Here is a 15,490-nt window from a genome sequence, read left to right as displayed (position 1 = left end):
TTGAGGACGGTTTTCGCCAAGCCATGACAAATAAGCTCAACCATATGCTTGAGCGCAGCTTCCCGGAACGCCGGGTGTTTCTGCGGTCAGATAATGACACCCGCTATATGCGGATCAGCCCGCTCACCCAGCTCATCGCCTTCACCGGCTCAACGGTGTTTGCCGCCTGGCTGATCATCGCCACCGCAATCATCCTGATGGACAGTATCGGTTCCGGAAATCTCCGCGATCAGGCGAACCGGGATCTGGTGTTGTTCGAGAACCGCGTGGCGGAACTTGCTCATGAGCGCGACATGCGCGCCGAGGAAGCCGCCGCAGCCCAAGCGCGTTTTACGACAGCGCTGGAACAGATTTCCGTTATGCAGTCACAGCTTCTCGCCTCCGAAGAACGGGTTCGCGAACTGGAAAAAGGCGTCGAGGTCGTTCAAGCCAATCTCCGCAAGGCGCTCAAGGCCCGCGACACCGCAGAGGCCGACAAGACAGAACTCCTTGCCCAGTTGAACGGCGAAACCGGCGGCAAAAACGGCATGAGCGCGCTTGAAGCCGAAGCAACAGTTGACGTGTTGGCCAACGCTCTGTCCGACACGGCCAGTGAGCGCGACGAAATGGTCGTTTCCGCAAGCCAAGCTATGAAAATGGCCGAAGCTCTCGAAACCGATCTGAAGCTGATGGAAGAGAAAAACGACAGAATTTTCACCCAGTTGGAAGATGCAGTCACGATCTCTGTGGCCCCGCTGGACAAGATGTTCAAATCTGCGGGCATGGACCCCGACCAACTGATCGAAACCGTGAAAAAAGGGTATTCCGGTCAGGGTGGCCCCCTCACGCCGATCACATTCTCGACCAAGGGCGGGATAGTTGATCCGGATTCGATGCGCGCCAATGCGATCATCAACAAGATGGACCAGTTGAACCTCTACCGGATCGCCGCGCAAAAAGCGCCGTTCTCACTCCCGCTCAAAGACGCCTTCCGCATGACCTCCCCTTTCGGGCCGCGCTGGGGCCGGATGCATAAAGGGCAAGACTTCGCCTCCGCCTATGGCACACCGATTTACGCGACCGCCGACGGGGTAGTCACATTTGCCGGTTGGCAGTCGGGCTACGGGCGTCTGGTCAAGATCCAGCACGAGTTCGGCATCGAGACACGCTACGCACACCAGTCGCAAATATTGGTGAAAGTCGGGCAAAGGGTCTCGCGTGGCGAGCAAATAGGTGCTATGGGAAATTCCGGCCACTCCACCGGCACGCATCTTCATTATGAAATTCGTGTTCAAGGCAAGGCCGTTGATCCGATGACTTACATTAAGGCAGCCCGTGATGTTTTCTAAAAGCAGAATCAACGAACCTGGCCCGAAACAGGGCGAGGACGTCAAGAAACCAGAGGCGTCGGCCGCCAAGCCCGCCATGCCGAAATCTCCGGCACCCGATTTCGCCGCCCCCGCGTCGAAACCGAAGCCGCCGGCCTCCGTGCTGTCTTCGGACCTGACCGTGACCGGCAATCTCAAAACCTCCGGCGACATCCAGATCGAAGGCACCGTCGAAGGCGATATTCGTGCACACCTCCTGACCGTGGGAGAAACCGCGATGATCAAAGGCGAAGTGATCGCGGATGATGTGGTGGTCAATGGCCGTATCGTGGGCCGCGTGCGTGGCTTGAAAGTGCGTCTGACATCGACTGCACGCGTCGAAGGCGACATCATCCACAAGACCATCGCCATCGAGTCCGGCGCCCATTTCGAAGGCTCCGTGCAACGCGCCGACGATCCGCTGGCCACAGGTGCAAAAACACCGCTGCCGACCAGCTCGCCGCAATCCTCTGCCGCGGTGTCCAAAGCGACCGCCGCCGCCAAAGGCGAATAAACCGGCGCGACAGCCCGAAGTTCAGAGGCGGCCTTTCGGTCGCCTTTTTCTTTATCTGATTTGGCTTGCCGCTTTGGCAAAGCTCCGCCATCGTATGCCCGAACATTCCGGAGCCCCCATGCCAGCCGAAGCCCTGCGCCAGCTTGAAAAAGTCAAAAACCTCTACCTGTCGGACTTCCGCATGGGACGGATGAATGAACGCCGTCTGACGGTGATTTTCGACGAGGGAATCGAGGGAGAGCCCGACCAGCTCAAGAGCGGCAACTCCGTGATCGACGACCTTCTTGGCAAGGCGCGCGTGATCGAAGTGCGCCCCGGCTCCCGCCGCTTCACCCTGCGGTTTGAAGATTACGTCTCCTTCAAGATCACCGACGAGACCTTCTCCAAATCCGAAAAAGCCCCCGCGCTTGACGAAAAGACCCCCGCCAGCCTGTTTCGAGAAAACCCTTCTGCGGTGTTTCTGCGCCACGTGAAAGAGTGGACTGTTTACGAAGATTACCACGCCGACAAGATGCATCACTATTGTGTCGCAGCCCTCAACCATGTGCTCGAAGTCGTGACCACAGTGCCGCCTCTGGTGGAGATGCAAGTGCTGGGCGAAGCGGATTTTCCGGCCTAGAGCCATCTTGCCTCCCCTGCCCCATTTCGCCATGGTCGCGCCACACGTTCCGGAGGTCTCATGACATTATCCCCTGATCTCGCCACGCTGAAAGCGGGCAATCTCAAAGGCGCGCTCCTGATGGTGCTCGCCATGTTCTGTTTTTCGCTGGAAGATATGGCCGTCAAACAGGCCGCGGCCCATATGCCCGTGGGGCAAATCCTGACGCTCTTCGGGTTTGCGGGCACGATGATCTTCGCGGGCCTAACATGGCAGCGCCGCGAACGGGTCTTTCATCCGGTGATGACAGAGCGCGTCATGGTGATCCGCGCAGGGTTCGAAGTGCTGGGACGTGTGTTTTTCACCCTGTCTCTGGCACTCACCGCCCTGTCCACCACTTCCGCGATTTTGCAAGCCACGCCGCTCATGGTCGCCGCAGCAGCAGTGGTGATCTTTCGCGAACCGGTCAGCCTGAGCCGCTGGGCGCTCATTGCATTGGGCTTTCTCGGCGTACTTCTGGTGATCCGCCCCGGCCTCGACGGATTTTCCCCGCTCTCCATTCTCGCGGTTCTGGGGATGATCGGCTTTGCGGGGCGTGATCTGGCCACACGCGCCGCCTCCCCCGTGCTGTCCTACGCCCAGCTTGGCGTGACGGGCTTTGCCGCGCTGCTGCTGTCCGGTCTGCTCCTGTCGGTCTATGATGGCTACTGGATCATACCGCAGGTAAGCGACCTCGGCTTCATCATCATGGCAAGTCTCGTCGGTGTCGCCGCCTATACCGCGCTCACCATGGCCATGCGCATGGGCGAGTTGTCGGTCGTTACACCGTTTCGCTACACGCGGCTTGTCTTTGCCATGGTGCTCGGCGCGCTGGTCTTTGGCGAGCGGCCCGATGCGCTGGAACTGCTAGGCGGGGCGGTGATTGTGGGCGCGGGTGTCTTGTTGATGCTAACGGCCAGAGGCGCACGCAAAAGCACCTAGCCCCACGGCCTCTCAAGGAAGCGCGCGCCGATACAGATGCCATGTCGCATGTCCCAGCACCGGCAGCGCCACGAACAGCCCAAGGAAAAGTGGCACCATTGCCACCAGCGTCACAACGGCAATCAAACCCGCCCAGACCAGCATCACCACCGGATTTTGCCGCACCACTTGCAGGGACAGGAGCATCGCTGTGACAAAATCCACCTCCTTGTCCAAAAGATGCGGCAGGGAAGTCACCGTCAGGGAAAACAGCACAAAGGCCAGAACGCCGCCCACGCCAAGCTCCACCGCCATCATGGTCAACCCATTGGGCGTCAGGAACACATCATAAGAGCTTGAAACATTGGTCATCACCGACAGCCCCATAAAGAGCGCGAAGATCATATGGGCGAGGAAAGACCAGAACAGCACATAGATAACGATGATCGCCCCCATCCACGGGATTTGCCGGTCCTTTTCCGCAATCACCACGCCGAGGATCTTATACCAGTCCATCGCCCCGCCACGATCCAGACGCCGCGATACCTCGTACAGCCCCACGGCTGCGAAGGGGGCGAACAACGGGAAGGCCAGCGAAAAGGCGAAGGTCCAGAGCACAGTGCCCGCGCCGAACAACACAAAGCCGATCCCGATGAGCACATAGACCGCCGCAAAGAAACATCCGAAGGCCGGTGCCCGCCGGTAATCCCGCCAGCCCGCCTGTAATGCCGCACGCAAATCCGCAAGTCCCAAACGCGCCACATGCGGCACCGGCGCCGCCGCTGCTGCTGTCATCTCTGTCATATTGCCCTCCCTGCCGGTCTTGTGCCGGTCTCCGGAGGAGATTGGATGACAAAATGTCGCACCCTGTCAAGCGTCCTGCGCCCTCACTCGTGTGTTGAGGCCACGCAATCTTGACGGATCAAAGCTGTGAGCGGCTCAAAAGGTAGGACAGCGGCACCATGGTCACAGTCGCGGCGCGGTTGCCCAGAGACCATTCCGCCAGCGCCTGAATCGTGTCGGGTTTCGAGCGGCCCAGAAGCACCACGGTTTTGCCCGTGCCCGCCTGAAATGCGGCCTGATCGAGGAAGCGCTTCATCGCGGCGACATCCTGTGAGCGGCCATCGAAATCGCGGAACACCAGCGCAGCGGGGGCTTTGGCGCGTTTGGCTTCCTGCTCCAGAGAGTTGAGCCCGTGCGGGAAGGTCACTAGGCCGCGCCCGCTTTCCTGCGCCGTGGCCACGACCTGCGCCGCCACCTGACGCGAGGCTTGGAAGCTGGCCGAGGGCACATCGAGGAACCCGATGGAAACAGGCACAAGATTGGCCGCCTCCGACAGGATCACGGCGGCATCCTGCGGCGTCGCCCCGTCAGGCAGCGAGATCATCGAGAGGACTTCCAGCCCCTTGTCGCGATAGGCCAGAGCGCGTTCGCCAGCCTGCGATGCCATCGCGTCCACGGCGAATGTCACTGGGAACGGCAGGTGCGACAGGGCGGCATCTTCCGGTCCAAGCTCGGCGATATCCACGAGGATCACGCTCATCACCGGACCGGAGGGCGACTCATTGAAGTCCGCCGAATAGGCCAGAAGCGCGGGCAGATCATCTGCAACCACCACGGGGGCGGCCTCCGCTGTGTCCGTTGCGGGGGCATCCGTGATAGACGGCAGGCGCGAGGACACGCGGCTGTCGTTGCGATCGGTGAAGGAGCCGACCTTCTGCCCCGGCAGCGCCTCTGTGGCCGCATCTTCGGGGGACATGATTTTCACTTCGGGCGTGGTGTTCAGCGCCTCGTCAGTGTCAGGGGCGGTCTCATCCATGCCCTCTTCCATACCTGTCCCCTCGGGGGCCGGAGGCGTCGTTGCGGGCAGATCAATGCCATCAGGCGCGGCGGGCTGGCTGTCGGCGGCTCCGGCTTGCGGCGCGAAGCCTTGCGGCGGGGTCAGCACGGGGCTGGTCTCCGGCGTCTCGACACTGTCCATAGTCTCATCCCCGCCCTGCGGCGTTTGCGGCCCGTTGGGCAGGACAATTTCCGGCGCAGTGGAAGGTTCGGTTGTGGCCTCGGAGGCCTGCGTCTCGGCTTGCGGCGTCGTCTCAGTCGGCACAGTCTCAACAGGCATCGTCTCGGCTGGAGCGGTCAAGCTTTCGGCTTCCGGCTCGACAGATTCTTCCGATGCCATCGGCTCCACTGGTGCGGTTTCCGTTTCACCGACCATTGGCTCAGAAGGATCAACCTCTGCAGGATCGGCAGGCATGGCCTCCGTGTCCGCCATATCTGCCGTATCAACCGGCGCGCTCTCGACCGGAGGCGTCACTCCCTCAGATGCGGCTGGCGCAGGCTGGGACGCCGTCAAATTGACAGGTGCAGCCACTTCATTGGCCACGATCAGAATCCCGAATCCGACAATCGTTCCCCAGATCAATCCGGTGAATATTCCCCGCCCCATTCCGTGCTCCTTAGCCTGTCGTCGGGGCGTCGCCCCGGCATTCGTCTGTTTGTCCTGCTCCGGACACGTTCCGATCCTATCCGAACGTCATTCCGGCCTCAACTTTGGGCCGCCCCGTCAAGGCGGCCCTTGACCCTGTCCGGCCCTTGTGAACATGTATAGCGCGGCTTTGAGGCGGGATCATCCCCCTTTGAGCCCTTTGCTGTCAGACGGGCCGATTGCCCGCGACGACAGCCCTATTTCTCGGCGTATTCGCGCGCAAAAGGACCGCTACCATGCTGCTTCTGATCGATAACTACGACAGTTTCACCTATAATCTCGTCCACTATATCGGCGAATTGGGGTGGCAAGCCAATGTGGTCCGCAATGATGCTCTCAACGTGCAAGAGGCCATGGCACTGCGCCCTTCGGGCATTGTGCTGTCTCCGGGGCCCTGCACGCCCACTGAGGCAGGCATTTGCGTGCCGCTTGTCCATGCCGCGGCTGATGCGGGCATTCCGCTCCTTGGCGTCTGTCTGGGCCATCAGTCCATTGGCGAGGCTTTCGGCGGCAATGTCGTGCGGTGTCACGAGATCGTTCACGGCAAGATGGGCGAGATCTATCACGAAGGCAAAGGTGTCTTCGCCGGTCTGCCCTCACCGTTGCAAGGCACGCGCTATCACTCGCTCGTCGTGGACCGCGCCACACTGCCCGATTGTCTGGAGGTGACCGCAGAGCTCAAGGACGGCACCATCATGGGCCTGCGCCACAAGGCCCTGCCCATCGAAGGGGTGCAATTCCATCCGGAAAGCATCCGCTCCGAGCACGGGCACGATATGTTCAAAACATTTCTGAACCAGTTGAAAGAGGAAGAAGCGGCATGAGTGACGCGATGAAACCCTTGATTTTTGCCGCCTCCGAAGGGCCTTTGAGCCGTGCGCAAGCCGAGCAGGCCTTCGAAATCCTGTTCAACGGCGACGCAACGCCCGCGCAAATCGGCGGCTTCCTGATGGCGCTGCGTGCCCGCGGCGAAGCCGTATCGGAATATGCCGCTGCCGCCAAGGTCATGCGCAACAAATGCGTGCCCGTCTCCGCGCCTGACAATGCAATGGACATCGTGGGCACAGGGGGCGACGGTCTGGGCACGCTCAACATCTCCACCGCCACAGCCTTTGTCGTTGCGGGCGCAGGCATCCCCGTGGCCAAACACGGCAACCGCAACCTCAGCTCGAAATCCGGCTCCGCCGACGCCATGTCGGTCAACGGCATTGATGTGATGGTCGGTAAGGATGTGGTCGAAAAAGCAATCAACGAAATCGGCATCGGTTTCATGATGGCCCCTATGCACCACCCCGCAATGAAATATGTCGGGCCTGTGCGGGTCGAACTGGGCTGCAAGACCATCTTCAACATCCTTGGCCCGCTGACCAACCCCGCAGGCGTCAAACGCCAGCTCACCGGCGCCTTCGCGCCCGACCTGATCTGGCCCATGGCCGAAGTGCTGCAAATGCTCGGCTCGGAAAAAGCATGGCTGGTCTACGGCCATGAAGGCATCGACGAAGTGTCGATCACCGGCGCGACCGCCGTGGCCGCTCTCGAACATGGTGACATCCGCTCGATGGAAATCCACCCCGAAGACGCTGGCCTGCCCGTCCATCCGCTCAAGGATATTCTCGGCGGCACGCCGGAAGAAAACGGCAAGGCCATGCTGAACCTGCTCAAAGGCGAGACAGGGGCTTACCGCGACGCCGTGCTGATGAACGCCGCCGCCGCTCTTGTGGTGGCCGACAAGGCTTCGAGCCTCAAGGACGGTGTCGAGATCGCGGTCGAGAGCATCGCCTCCGGCAAGGCGCTTGCCAAGCTCGAAGCTCTGGCGGCGCTGACTTCCGGAAACTGAGACCCTCCAGCCCTCTGGCAGACGTCTTTCTGACGGTCAGCTTTCCGACAGTCGGCTTTCTGATGGCTTAAATACTCGAACGGCGTGCCCTTGAAAAAAGGCGCGCCGTTTTCTTTTGAGTATTTCCGGCACAAAGGAAAAGGGGCCCGAAGGCCCCTCTTGTATCTTTGCTCCGGTGCTGTTGTCCGGATCAGTTTGTGATGATCTCCGGTCCCATGAGCGATGTCGGCAGGAAGGTCGAAATCGCGGGCACATAGGTGACGAGGATCAGGAAGACAAACAGGATCGCAAGGAACGGCAGCGCGGCGCGGACGACGGACATCATCGGCATTCCGGCAACGCCGGAGGTCACGAAGAGGTTCAGGCCCACAGGCGGCGTGATCATGCCGATTTCCATGTTCACCACCATGATGATGCCGAGGTGGATCGGGTCCACGCCAAGCTCGATGGCAATCGGGAAGACCAGGGGCGCGACGATCACGATCAGCCCCGAGGGTTCCATGAACTGCCCGCCGATCAGCAGGATCACATTGACCATGATGAGGAACATGATCTTGCCGAAGCCCGCCGACAGCATGGCGTTGGCGATCTGCTGCGGGATTTGCTCATCGGTGAGCACATGTTTCAGGATCAGCGCGTTGGCGATGATGAACATGAGCATGATGGTCAGCTTGCCCGCATCGAACAGCGTATGGCGCGTGTCCTTGTGGAAAAAGGCAGTCACGAGCGCTTGGGGCTTGTTCAGAAGTGACACGGGTCCGGTGCCGTCGCGATCCGCCAGCGGTCCCATGTCACGATAGACAAAGGAGGCCACGAGGAAGGCGTAGACGGAGGCCACAGCAGCCGCTTCGGTGGGGGTGAAGATCGCGCCTGTCACGCCCGGAACACCGTAAATCCCGACCATGATGATGACGATGAGCATCAGGCCCCAAAAGGCATCCTTGAAGGCCGAGCCGATTTCACCCCAACCGGCCCATTCACCTTTCGGCAGTTTCTTGATCCGTGCCATGACATAGATCGCGATCATCAGCATGGTGCCTGCGAGGATCCCGGGGATCACACCGGCAAGGAACATACGGCCCACGGAAACATCCGTGGCGGAAGCGTAGACCACCATCACAATGGAGGGCGGGATCAGGATGCCCAAGGTGCCCGCGTTGGCGATGACACCGGCGGCGAAGTCCTTGGTGTAGCCCATCTGGGTCATGGCGGCGATGACGATGGAGCCGATGGCCACAACGGTCGCAGGCGAGGAGCCCGACAGTGCAGCAAAGATCATACAGGCAAACACACCCGCAATCGCCAGACCGCCGTGGAAATGCCCCACACAGGCAATGGCAAAGCGCACGATGCGTTTGGCCACACCGCCCGTCGACATGAACGAGGAGGCAAGGATGAAGAAGGGGATGGCCAGAAGCGTGTAGTGCCCTGCCATCGCCTGATAGAGCGACTGGGCCACCGACGCGAGCGATGTGTCGGAGAACATCAACAGGAAGATGATGGAGGACAGGCCCAGAGAGACTGCAATCGGCACACCGATCAGCAGAAGGCCGATGACCATGGCGAAAAGAAAGACGACATCCATTGGGGTTATTCCTCGTATTCGCCGTGCGCGACGCGCTCGACTTCGTCTTCGGCCTCATGAGAGACGATCAGGGAGTTCTGCTTGCCCGTCACGATACGGACGGTGGCCTGAACCACACGCAGAAGGATCAGTGCGGTGGAAAAGGGCAGAATGGCATAGGGGATCACCCGCGGCAGCTTGTCATAGCTGTCGCCATAGTTGATCAACCCTTCGAGCCAGCGGAACATGTCCAGCATCGGCACCTGATCGGTGACATAGAACGCACGGTCACGCGTGTTCTCGGTGAACCCCGTCGGGAACCAGCGGCCTTCGGTCGGCTGCAACGCGGCAAACGGGGCCCAGTAGTCCCAAGCGCCTTTCAACAAAAGTGCTGCATAGATCAGACAGACCACGGCAGAAATAATCGCAAGCACACGTTGCCCGCGCGTCGGCAGAATGTTGATCACCGCATCCACACCAAGGTGCGAGGTCTTTTTGAACCCGTAGGAAATCCCCAGAAGAACCATCCACGCGAAGAGGATTAGCACCACTTCGAGGCCCCAGATCAGGGATTGGTTGAACAGGTAGCGCAGCACCACATTGGCGAATGTGATGAGCGTCATCAGACCGAGGATCAGCGCGATGATGTTCTCTTCGAGCCCGTCGAAGAAGGCCGCCAAGGCCGATTTCGGTAGATTGTCTTGATATTGTGTCATGGTGAGTGACCCCTCTTGCCCCTCTTCCCGGCCTGTTTGCGAACCGGATCACCCGGTCTTCGGGTGTAAACAAGGCCCCATCAGAGACGGGGCCCTGTCGTCGTGACCGCCAGCTTAGTGCTTGGCGTTGATTTCTTGTGCCAGAGCGATGTTCTCGGCACCCACATCGGCTTCGAACTGGGCCCAGACCGGTTTCATCATATCGACCCAAGCCTGACGTTGCTCTTCGGTCAGTTCGCGGATCACACCACCGGCATCCAGAACAGCCTGACGGTTGTCAGCGTCCACCTGACCGATGGCCGCGTTGCGTTCGACGGTGACTTCTTCCAGAATCGTGGCGAGCTGGTCACGGATGTCGGCATCAAGCCCTTCCCACCAGTCCACAGAGGTCACAACCATATAGTCGAGAAGACCGTGGTTGGTTTCGGTAACGCCGTCCTGCACTTCAAAGAACTTCTGACCATAGATGTTGGACCATGTGTTCTGTTGACCGTCCACAACGCCGGTTTGCAGTGCGCCGTAAACTTCGGAGAAGGCCATCGGCTGCGGCGAGGCGTTCAGAGCTTCCATCTGGGCAACCAGCACGTCGGAAGGCTGCACGCGGAATTTCAGGCCGGCTGCGTCTTCAGGGTTGATCAGCGGCTTGTTGGCGGAGATCTGTTTCAGACCGTTGTGCCAGAATTCGAGACCCAGAAGACCACGGCGCACCATGACCTGCTTCATCGCTTCACCGGCATCGGAGTTCTGGAACTCTTCCACGGCATCCATGTTTTTGAACATGAAGGGCAGATCGAAGATACGGTAGATCTTGGTGAAGGTTTCGAATTTCGACAGCGATGGAGCCGCCATCTGAACGTCGCCTTGCAGCATCGCTTCGAGAACCTGATCATCGTTGTAGAGCGTGGAGTTCGGATAGACCTCGACACAGACCTTGCCGTCCATCTCTTCGTTCACGCGGTCGGCGAACAACTGGGCGGCGATGCCTTTGGGGTGCTTGTCCGTGTTGGTGACGTGGCTGAACTTGATGACCATTTCGCCATCGTCACAGGCAGCAAAACCTGCGGTTGCGGTCACGCTCAGAGCAAGAGCCGTTGCGGCGGTTGCGAGAAATTTCATGGGTGTCCTCCCTATCATGAAACCAAAAATTCAGGCGCAGGCGGGGCAGCAATGTCCCCTTTGCGCTCGAAGCAGAGAAAACAAACCGCCCGCTTTTGCTTCAAGGGGAGGTGACGAAAAGGTGAAAATTTTTTGAAATCGCTTTTAGGTCAGTCACTTACAGAAAGGTCAAAACGCATATCCGCCATGCGTCAGGCGCAAGTGTGCGATTTTCCGCACGCAAGAAAATTGCGTGTGTGCGGATTGTCGCACACATCGACTCAAACCTCTAACCCTCACACCAAATCACTCGCAAACCGTTGATCACCTCTGCCGGTACAGCGTCAGAACTCAGGTACTCGGATTGGGCCAGCCAGGTTGAAAATCGCGGAGTTGTGCAATCGAGGTTCAGAATTCCGTGAAACTCGCCAAGCTTGCCCTGCCCCTCCACATAAAGACGATACGGTTGTCCCGCATAGGCATCCTGCACAGCGAGCTCTTGCGCGGTCCAATATTGTGCGTACACACCCTCCATCGGCTGGGTGTATGCGAAACTCTTTGCCTCTTGGGCCTCGGACATCAAAGGTGTGGCGCAAGTGAGTGCCACCCCAATACATGCGCGAAAAATCTTCATCGTTCTATCTTTCCTCTTGATACAAATAGCGTCTCTCACCGATAGATCTCCGCCTTGACCCCGTGGCGTGCCAGCTTATCGTAAAACGTCTTGCGCGGCAGTTTCAGCCCCTTGGCCGCTTCGGTCGCATTGCCGTGATGCCGTTGCAGCGCCGCGATGAGCAAGGAGCGCTCCACCTGCGCCAGTTGTTCGGCCAGCCCCAACTCCTCCTGCGCCTCTCCGTCGGTCAGGCCCATCGCAAAGCGCATCGCCGCGTTCATCAGCGAGCGCGCATTGCCCGGCCAGTCCTGCGCCATGAGGTTGGAAATCACGTCCGAGGTGATCTCCGGCACAGGCAGGTCACTTTGCTCACAGGCAATCGAGACATAGTGGCGGAACAGAACAGGTATGTCCTCGCGCCGCTCGCGCAGCGGCGGAATACGGATCACGGCGGCCTCCAGCCTGTAAAACAGATCGGGCGAAAACCGCCCCTCGGCCGCTTCCTTGCTCAGATCGGCATAGGTGCCCGCGATCAGGCGGGGCCGGTCGTGCGGCTCCAGCTCTTCGAGAAGCGCGAATTGCGCCGGACTGGACAGGCCCGCGATCTCGTCAAGAAAGACCGAGCCGCCCTTGGCCGTGGCAAAAGCCTGCGCAAGACTGTCTTCCGTCATCGCGGAGGCCGGATATTTGAGAAACGGCGCCATCGATCCCGCCGACAACAGATGCACCACCTCGGCCATTTTTGCGGTCCCGACCCCCGGCTCGCCCGTGACCAGCACATCGGCGGCAGAGCGCGCCACGGCGCGGGCCTCTTCGCGCATCCGTTTTGCCAGAGCGGAAACGCCCCGCAACAAACGCGCCGCAGCATCGCCCTGTTCCACCTGCCGTTTGAGGCGACGGTTTTCCAGAACCAGAGCGCGGGTTTTCAGCCCCTTCTCAGCAACGGCAACCAAGTCACTGGGCGCACAGGGTTTTTCCAGAAAATCGAATGCCCCTTCGGAAATCCCGCGCACCGCCATCGGCACATCGCCCTCACCGGTCAGAAGGATCACCGGCAGTTCGGGGTCCACCGATTGCGCATAGTGCAAAAGCGCGAACCCGTCCTTGCCGGGCATCCTGATGTCGGAGATCACCACCCCCGCAAAATCGCGGGTGATATGATCCTTGGCCTCGATATAGCTGCCCACCAGAGTGGGCCTGAGATCGGCAAGCTCCAGCGTCTGGCCCAGCGCCTCGCGCACCGAGGAATCGTCATCGACCAGAAGCACACGATCAATTGGCGGCATTGGCCCCCTCCTTCTTTGCTACGGGTTGCAACTCTATGGTGAACTGCGCGCCCCCTTCGGCACGGTTCTCGCCACGGATACGCCCGCCGAAACTTTGCACCAGCCCGTAGGAAATCGACAGGCCAAGCCCCATGCCCTCGGAGGCTCCGACTTCTTTCGTGGTATAGAACGGATCGAAGATCTTTTCCGGCTCGGAAATCCCCGGTCCGGTGTCGGAAATCGTGAACCGTGTCGGCATGTCCGGCGCGGACGCGGGCAAGAGCGCGATCTCGATCCGCTTTTCCGGCGCGTCCTTCACCGCATCCACGGCATTGGACAGAAGGTTCATCACCACCTGCTGCAACCGCACCTCGCCGCCGCGCACCCAGACCTGACCCGCAGGCGACCACACAAGCGTCACCCCCGCGTTGGACATCTTCGCCTGTGTCATCTCCAAGGCGGCTTCGACCACGGCGGTCAGTTCGACATCGGTGATGGTCTCCGGCTCCTGACGGGCAAAGGCACGCAGGTTCTTGATGATCCGCCCCATGCGCCGCGCCAGTTCGGAAATCCGCCCCAGATTCTCTGCGGCTTTTTCGGGTTTGCCCCGCTCCAGAAATGCCTGCGCATTCTCGGCAAAGGACCGGATCGCCATCAAAGGCTGGTTGAGTTCGTGGGAAATCCCCGCCGACATCTCGCCCAGCGCGGAGAGCTTTCCGGCCTGCACCAGATCCGCCTGCGCACGTTTGAGACGGGCTTCGGCCTCCTGCCGCTCACGCACCTCATGCTGCAAGTCGCGATTGGCCAGTTCCAACGCCTCGGTGCGTGCGGCCACACGGGCTTCAAGACGGGCGTTGGCCTCGGCCAGCGTGCGGCGACGCTCTGTGGCAAAAAACACGAAGGCGGCAAACACCAGCCCCAGAGCCGACGCCATCCCCGCCTGAAGCGCGGCCACCGACAGCACAGGGCGCAAATCGCGTAGCAACTCGCCCTCAAGCCCGATCACCGGCAAGGGCTGGGTCACATGCAGCGCGGGCGACGGGATATAGGGGCCGGCCTCATGACGCCATATCTCATGGCCCATCACCCTATGACGCGCCGTGACCGGCATCGGCCCGGATGAGCCGCCGCGCAACACCAGCTCGGACCGGTTCGAGATGAACACCACCCCGTAGGAATCGGTGAAATAGATGGCAGAAGCCTCCGTCGGCCAGCCCCATTCCAGAAGTCCGATATCGACGTTGACCACCACCGCCGCCTGTGCCGGACCGTTAGGCTCGAATACGGGCGCGGCAAAGACATAGCGCCTGCGCCCTTCGAGATCGACAAAATGCGCCACGCCCAGCGCCCCGTCCATTGCCCGCGACAAGGCCAGTTGCGCGCCAGTGGGCAAACGCGCCTCTCCGGCGGAGGCAAGCACCCGCCCGTCTCCGGCCACCAACATGAGCGAATGTGCCCCCGTCTTATCCGCCATGCTTTGCAAAAGATCGGATGTCGCCCCAGTCGCCTGAGCACCGGGATCGGCCTCCAGCGCCACCGTCAGCACTGTGGGATGATCCGACAGGAACACGGCCAGTTCGCGGTAGCGCTGCAAACCTGTGGTCAAACGGTCAGACGCCAGTTCGAGATCGGATGCTCCACGTTCTGCCGCCTGATCCATCTCCGCCCGCAAGCTCAGGAAAAAGACCAGCACTCCGAGCGCGACAACGCCCCAAAGACCGCCCAGCGCCCAGAACAGGCGCTGACGAAGGGCGGCGGTGTCACTTTCTGGAAAAGGCGGCGTATCTGTCATCCGTTGCAGATTAGAAAACCTCTAACCTTTACCTCTTGGAAATTCAAAAAGACCATTCGAAAACAAAAAGACATCCTCCCATCCTTTTCTTTTATAGAACCCGCTGGCTTGCGAAAGTCAAAAGCTCTGCGGAGCGTATAAGGCCGACACGCGCCGCCACCATGCGGAGTTCTGTTTCAGCCAGCCTCATACGCGAAACCGGACTCCACCAACTTTTGCCAGCGCCGTTGACGATGCGCGTAGAAAGATTGCGCAAACCTTGCAACGGGCAGTGTGAGAAGACCTGCGTCTATAACCACCCGATCTGTGTAGCGGGTGCCGGAGCCCTCCGGTTCCAAAACAATCAGGTGATCCCAACGCTTGATCATCGCACTCTGCCCATTGTCACGGAGGTGTTTGGTGCCGCTTGGGGCTGTCGGGTAGGAAATGCGAATAGTCTGCCTTCCCAGAGGGATGACACCGCGCCAGACCATACTCACGATGTAGTCCCCCACCTCCCACACCTCGGGAAGCGGATCGGGCCTCACCGGACGAATTTCGACCAAAGGGCGGGCCACAAAGGACAAAAGCGCCGGTCTCCGGACTTCTGTCCAAATCCGTTCAAGAGGCGCGTTGAGATAACAAGAGCGAACTACTTCCCGCATTACCAGAGGTTCACAAAGGCCTCACCCGAAGTCAACTCTTCAGCGATGTGTGTGGCAAGCA

15 protein-coding genes are annotated in these 15,490 nt (G+C 60.1%); 6 read left to right on the top strand and 9 right to left on the bottom strand.

Features of this window, described 5'->3' with window-relative positions; genetic code table 11:
- Positions 1-23 precede the first annotated feature (23 nt).
- From BM152_RS02390 to BM152_RS02375, 4 genes are all read left to right on the top strand, one after another.
- Positions 24-1,328 (top strand): M23 family metallopeptidase, encoded by a 1,305-nt coding sequence (locus BM152_RS02390; RefSeq protein ID WP_066606044.1) that lies wholly within the window; start codon positions 24-26, stop codon positions 1,326-1,328.
- Entirely contained in the window at positions 1,318-1,860 is a 543-nt protein-coding gene (locus tag BM152_RS02385) for a bactofilin family protein (protein WP_066606039.1), read from the top strand. The genes BM152_RS02390 and BM152_RS02385 overlap by 11 nt, the downstream gene beginning before the upstream one ends.
- 118 nt (positions 1,861-1,978) lie before the next feature.
- On the top strand, positions 1,979-2,479 hold the full coding sequence (locus BM152_RS02380; protein WP_066606037.1) for a hypothetical protein: 501 nt from the start codon (positions 1,979-1,981) through the stop codon (positions 2,477-2,479).
- Positions 2,480-2,539: 60 nt separating this feature from the next.
- Positions 2,540-3,439, top strand: a complete 900-nt coding sequence (locus BM152_RS02375) for a DMT family transporter (protein ID WP_066606035.1) — start codon at positions 2,540-2,542, stop codon at positions 3,437-3,439.
- Positions 3,440-3,451: 12 nt separating this feature from the next.
- Here BM152_RS02375 and BM152_RS02370 read toward each other — a convergent pair whose 3' ends face one another.
- The gene (locus tag BM152_RS02370) at positions 3,452-4,222 is read right to left on the bottom strand and encodes a DUF2189 domain-containing protein (RefSeq protein ID WP_066606034.1); all 771 of its coding nucleotides are present in this window, start codon (positions 4,220-4,222) and stop codon (positions 3,452-3,454) included.
- A 118-nt stretch (positions 4,223-4,340) separates the two neighbouring features.
- Positions 4,341-5,864: a divergent polysaccharide deacetylase family protein gene (locus BM152_RS02365; RefSeq protein WP_066606032.1), complete on the bottom strand. Its 1,524-nt coding sequence runs from the start codon at positions 5,862-5,864 to the stop codon at positions 4,341-4,343.
- Positions 5,865-6,139: 275 nt separating this feature from the next.
- On the opposite strand from BM152_RS02365, the gene BM152_RS02360 reads away from it, so the two are divergent.
- Both BM152_RS02360 and trpD read left to right on the top strand, forming a co-directional pair.
- A complete protein-coding gene (locus tag BM152_RS02360) occupies positions 6,140-6,727 on the top strand; it encodes an anthranilate synthase component II (protein ID WP_066606030.1) in 588 nt (195 codons plus the stop codon).
- Entirely contained in the window at positions 6,724-7,740 is a 1,017-nt protein-coding gene (trpD, locus tag BM152_RS02355) for an anthranilate phosphoribosyltransferase (protein ID WP_066606028.1), read from the top strand. Before BM152_RS02360 ends, trpD begins: the two co-directional genes overlap by 4 nt.
- Before the next feature lie 190 nt (positions 7,741-7,930).
- On the opposite strand, the gene BM152_RS02350 is transcribed toward trpD, so the two are convergent.
- From BM152_RS02350 to BM152_RS02320, 7 genes are all read right to left on the bottom strand, one after another.
- The gene (locus BM152_RS02350) at positions 7,931-9,325 is read right to left on the bottom strand and encodes a TRAP transporter large permease (protein ID WP_066606026.1); all 1,395 of its coding nucleotides are present in this window, start codon (positions 9,323-9,325) and stop codon (positions 7,931-7,933) included.
- A 5-nt stretch (positions 9,326-9,330) separates the two neighbouring features.
- On the bottom strand, positions 9,331-10,020 hold the full coding sequence (locus BM152_RS02345; protein ID WP_066606023.1) for a TRAP transporter small permease: 690 nt from the start codon (positions 10,018-10,020) through the stop codon (positions 9,331-9,333).
- 114 nt (positions 10,021-10,134) lie between these two features.
- Entirely contained in the window at positions 10,135-11,136 is a 1,002-nt protein-coding gene (locus BM152_RS02340) for a DctP family TRAP transporter solute-binding subunit (protein ID WP_066606020.1), read from the bottom strand.
- Between the two features lie 268 nt (positions 11,137-11,404).
- A complete protein-coding gene (locus tag BM152_RS02335) occupies positions 11,405-11,749 on the bottom strand; it encodes a hypothetical protein (RefSeq protein ID WP_066606016.1) in 345 nt (114 codons plus the stop codon).
- Positions 11,750-11,784: 35 nt separating this feature from the next.
- Positions 11,785-13,014 (bottom strand): sigma-54-dependent transcriptional regulator, encoded by a 1,230-nt coding sequence (locus BM152_RS02330; RefSeq protein WP_066606014.1) that lies wholly within the window; start codon positions 13,012-13,014, stop codon positions 11,785-11,787.
- Positions 13,001-14,785 (bottom strand): sensor histidine kinase, encoded by a 1,785-nt coding sequence (locus BM152_RS02325; RefSeq protein WP_066606011.1) that lies wholly within the window; start codon positions 14,783-14,785, stop codon positions 13,001-13,003. The genes BM152_RS02330 and BM152_RS02325 overlap by 14 nt, the downstream gene beginning before the upstream one ends.
- 176 nt (positions 14,786-14,961) lie before the next feature.
- On the bottom strand, positions 14,962-15,429 hold the full coding sequence (locus BM152_RS02320) for a hypothetical protein (RefSeq protein WP_074913930.1): 468 nt from the start codon (positions 15,427-15,429) through the stop codon (positions 14,962-14,964).
- Positions 15,430-15,490 lie beyond the last annotated feature (61 nt).

This window comes from Celeribacter halophilus, assembly GCF_900114135.1.
GTDB classification, from domain to species: domain Bacteria; phylum Pseudomonadota; class Alphaproteobacteria; order Rhodobacterales; family Rhodobacteraceae; genus Celeribacter; species Celeribacter halophilus.
The sequence above is the reverse complement of the archived record's forward strand: the minus strand, read 5'-3'. Positions and strand labels throughout refer to the sequence as shown.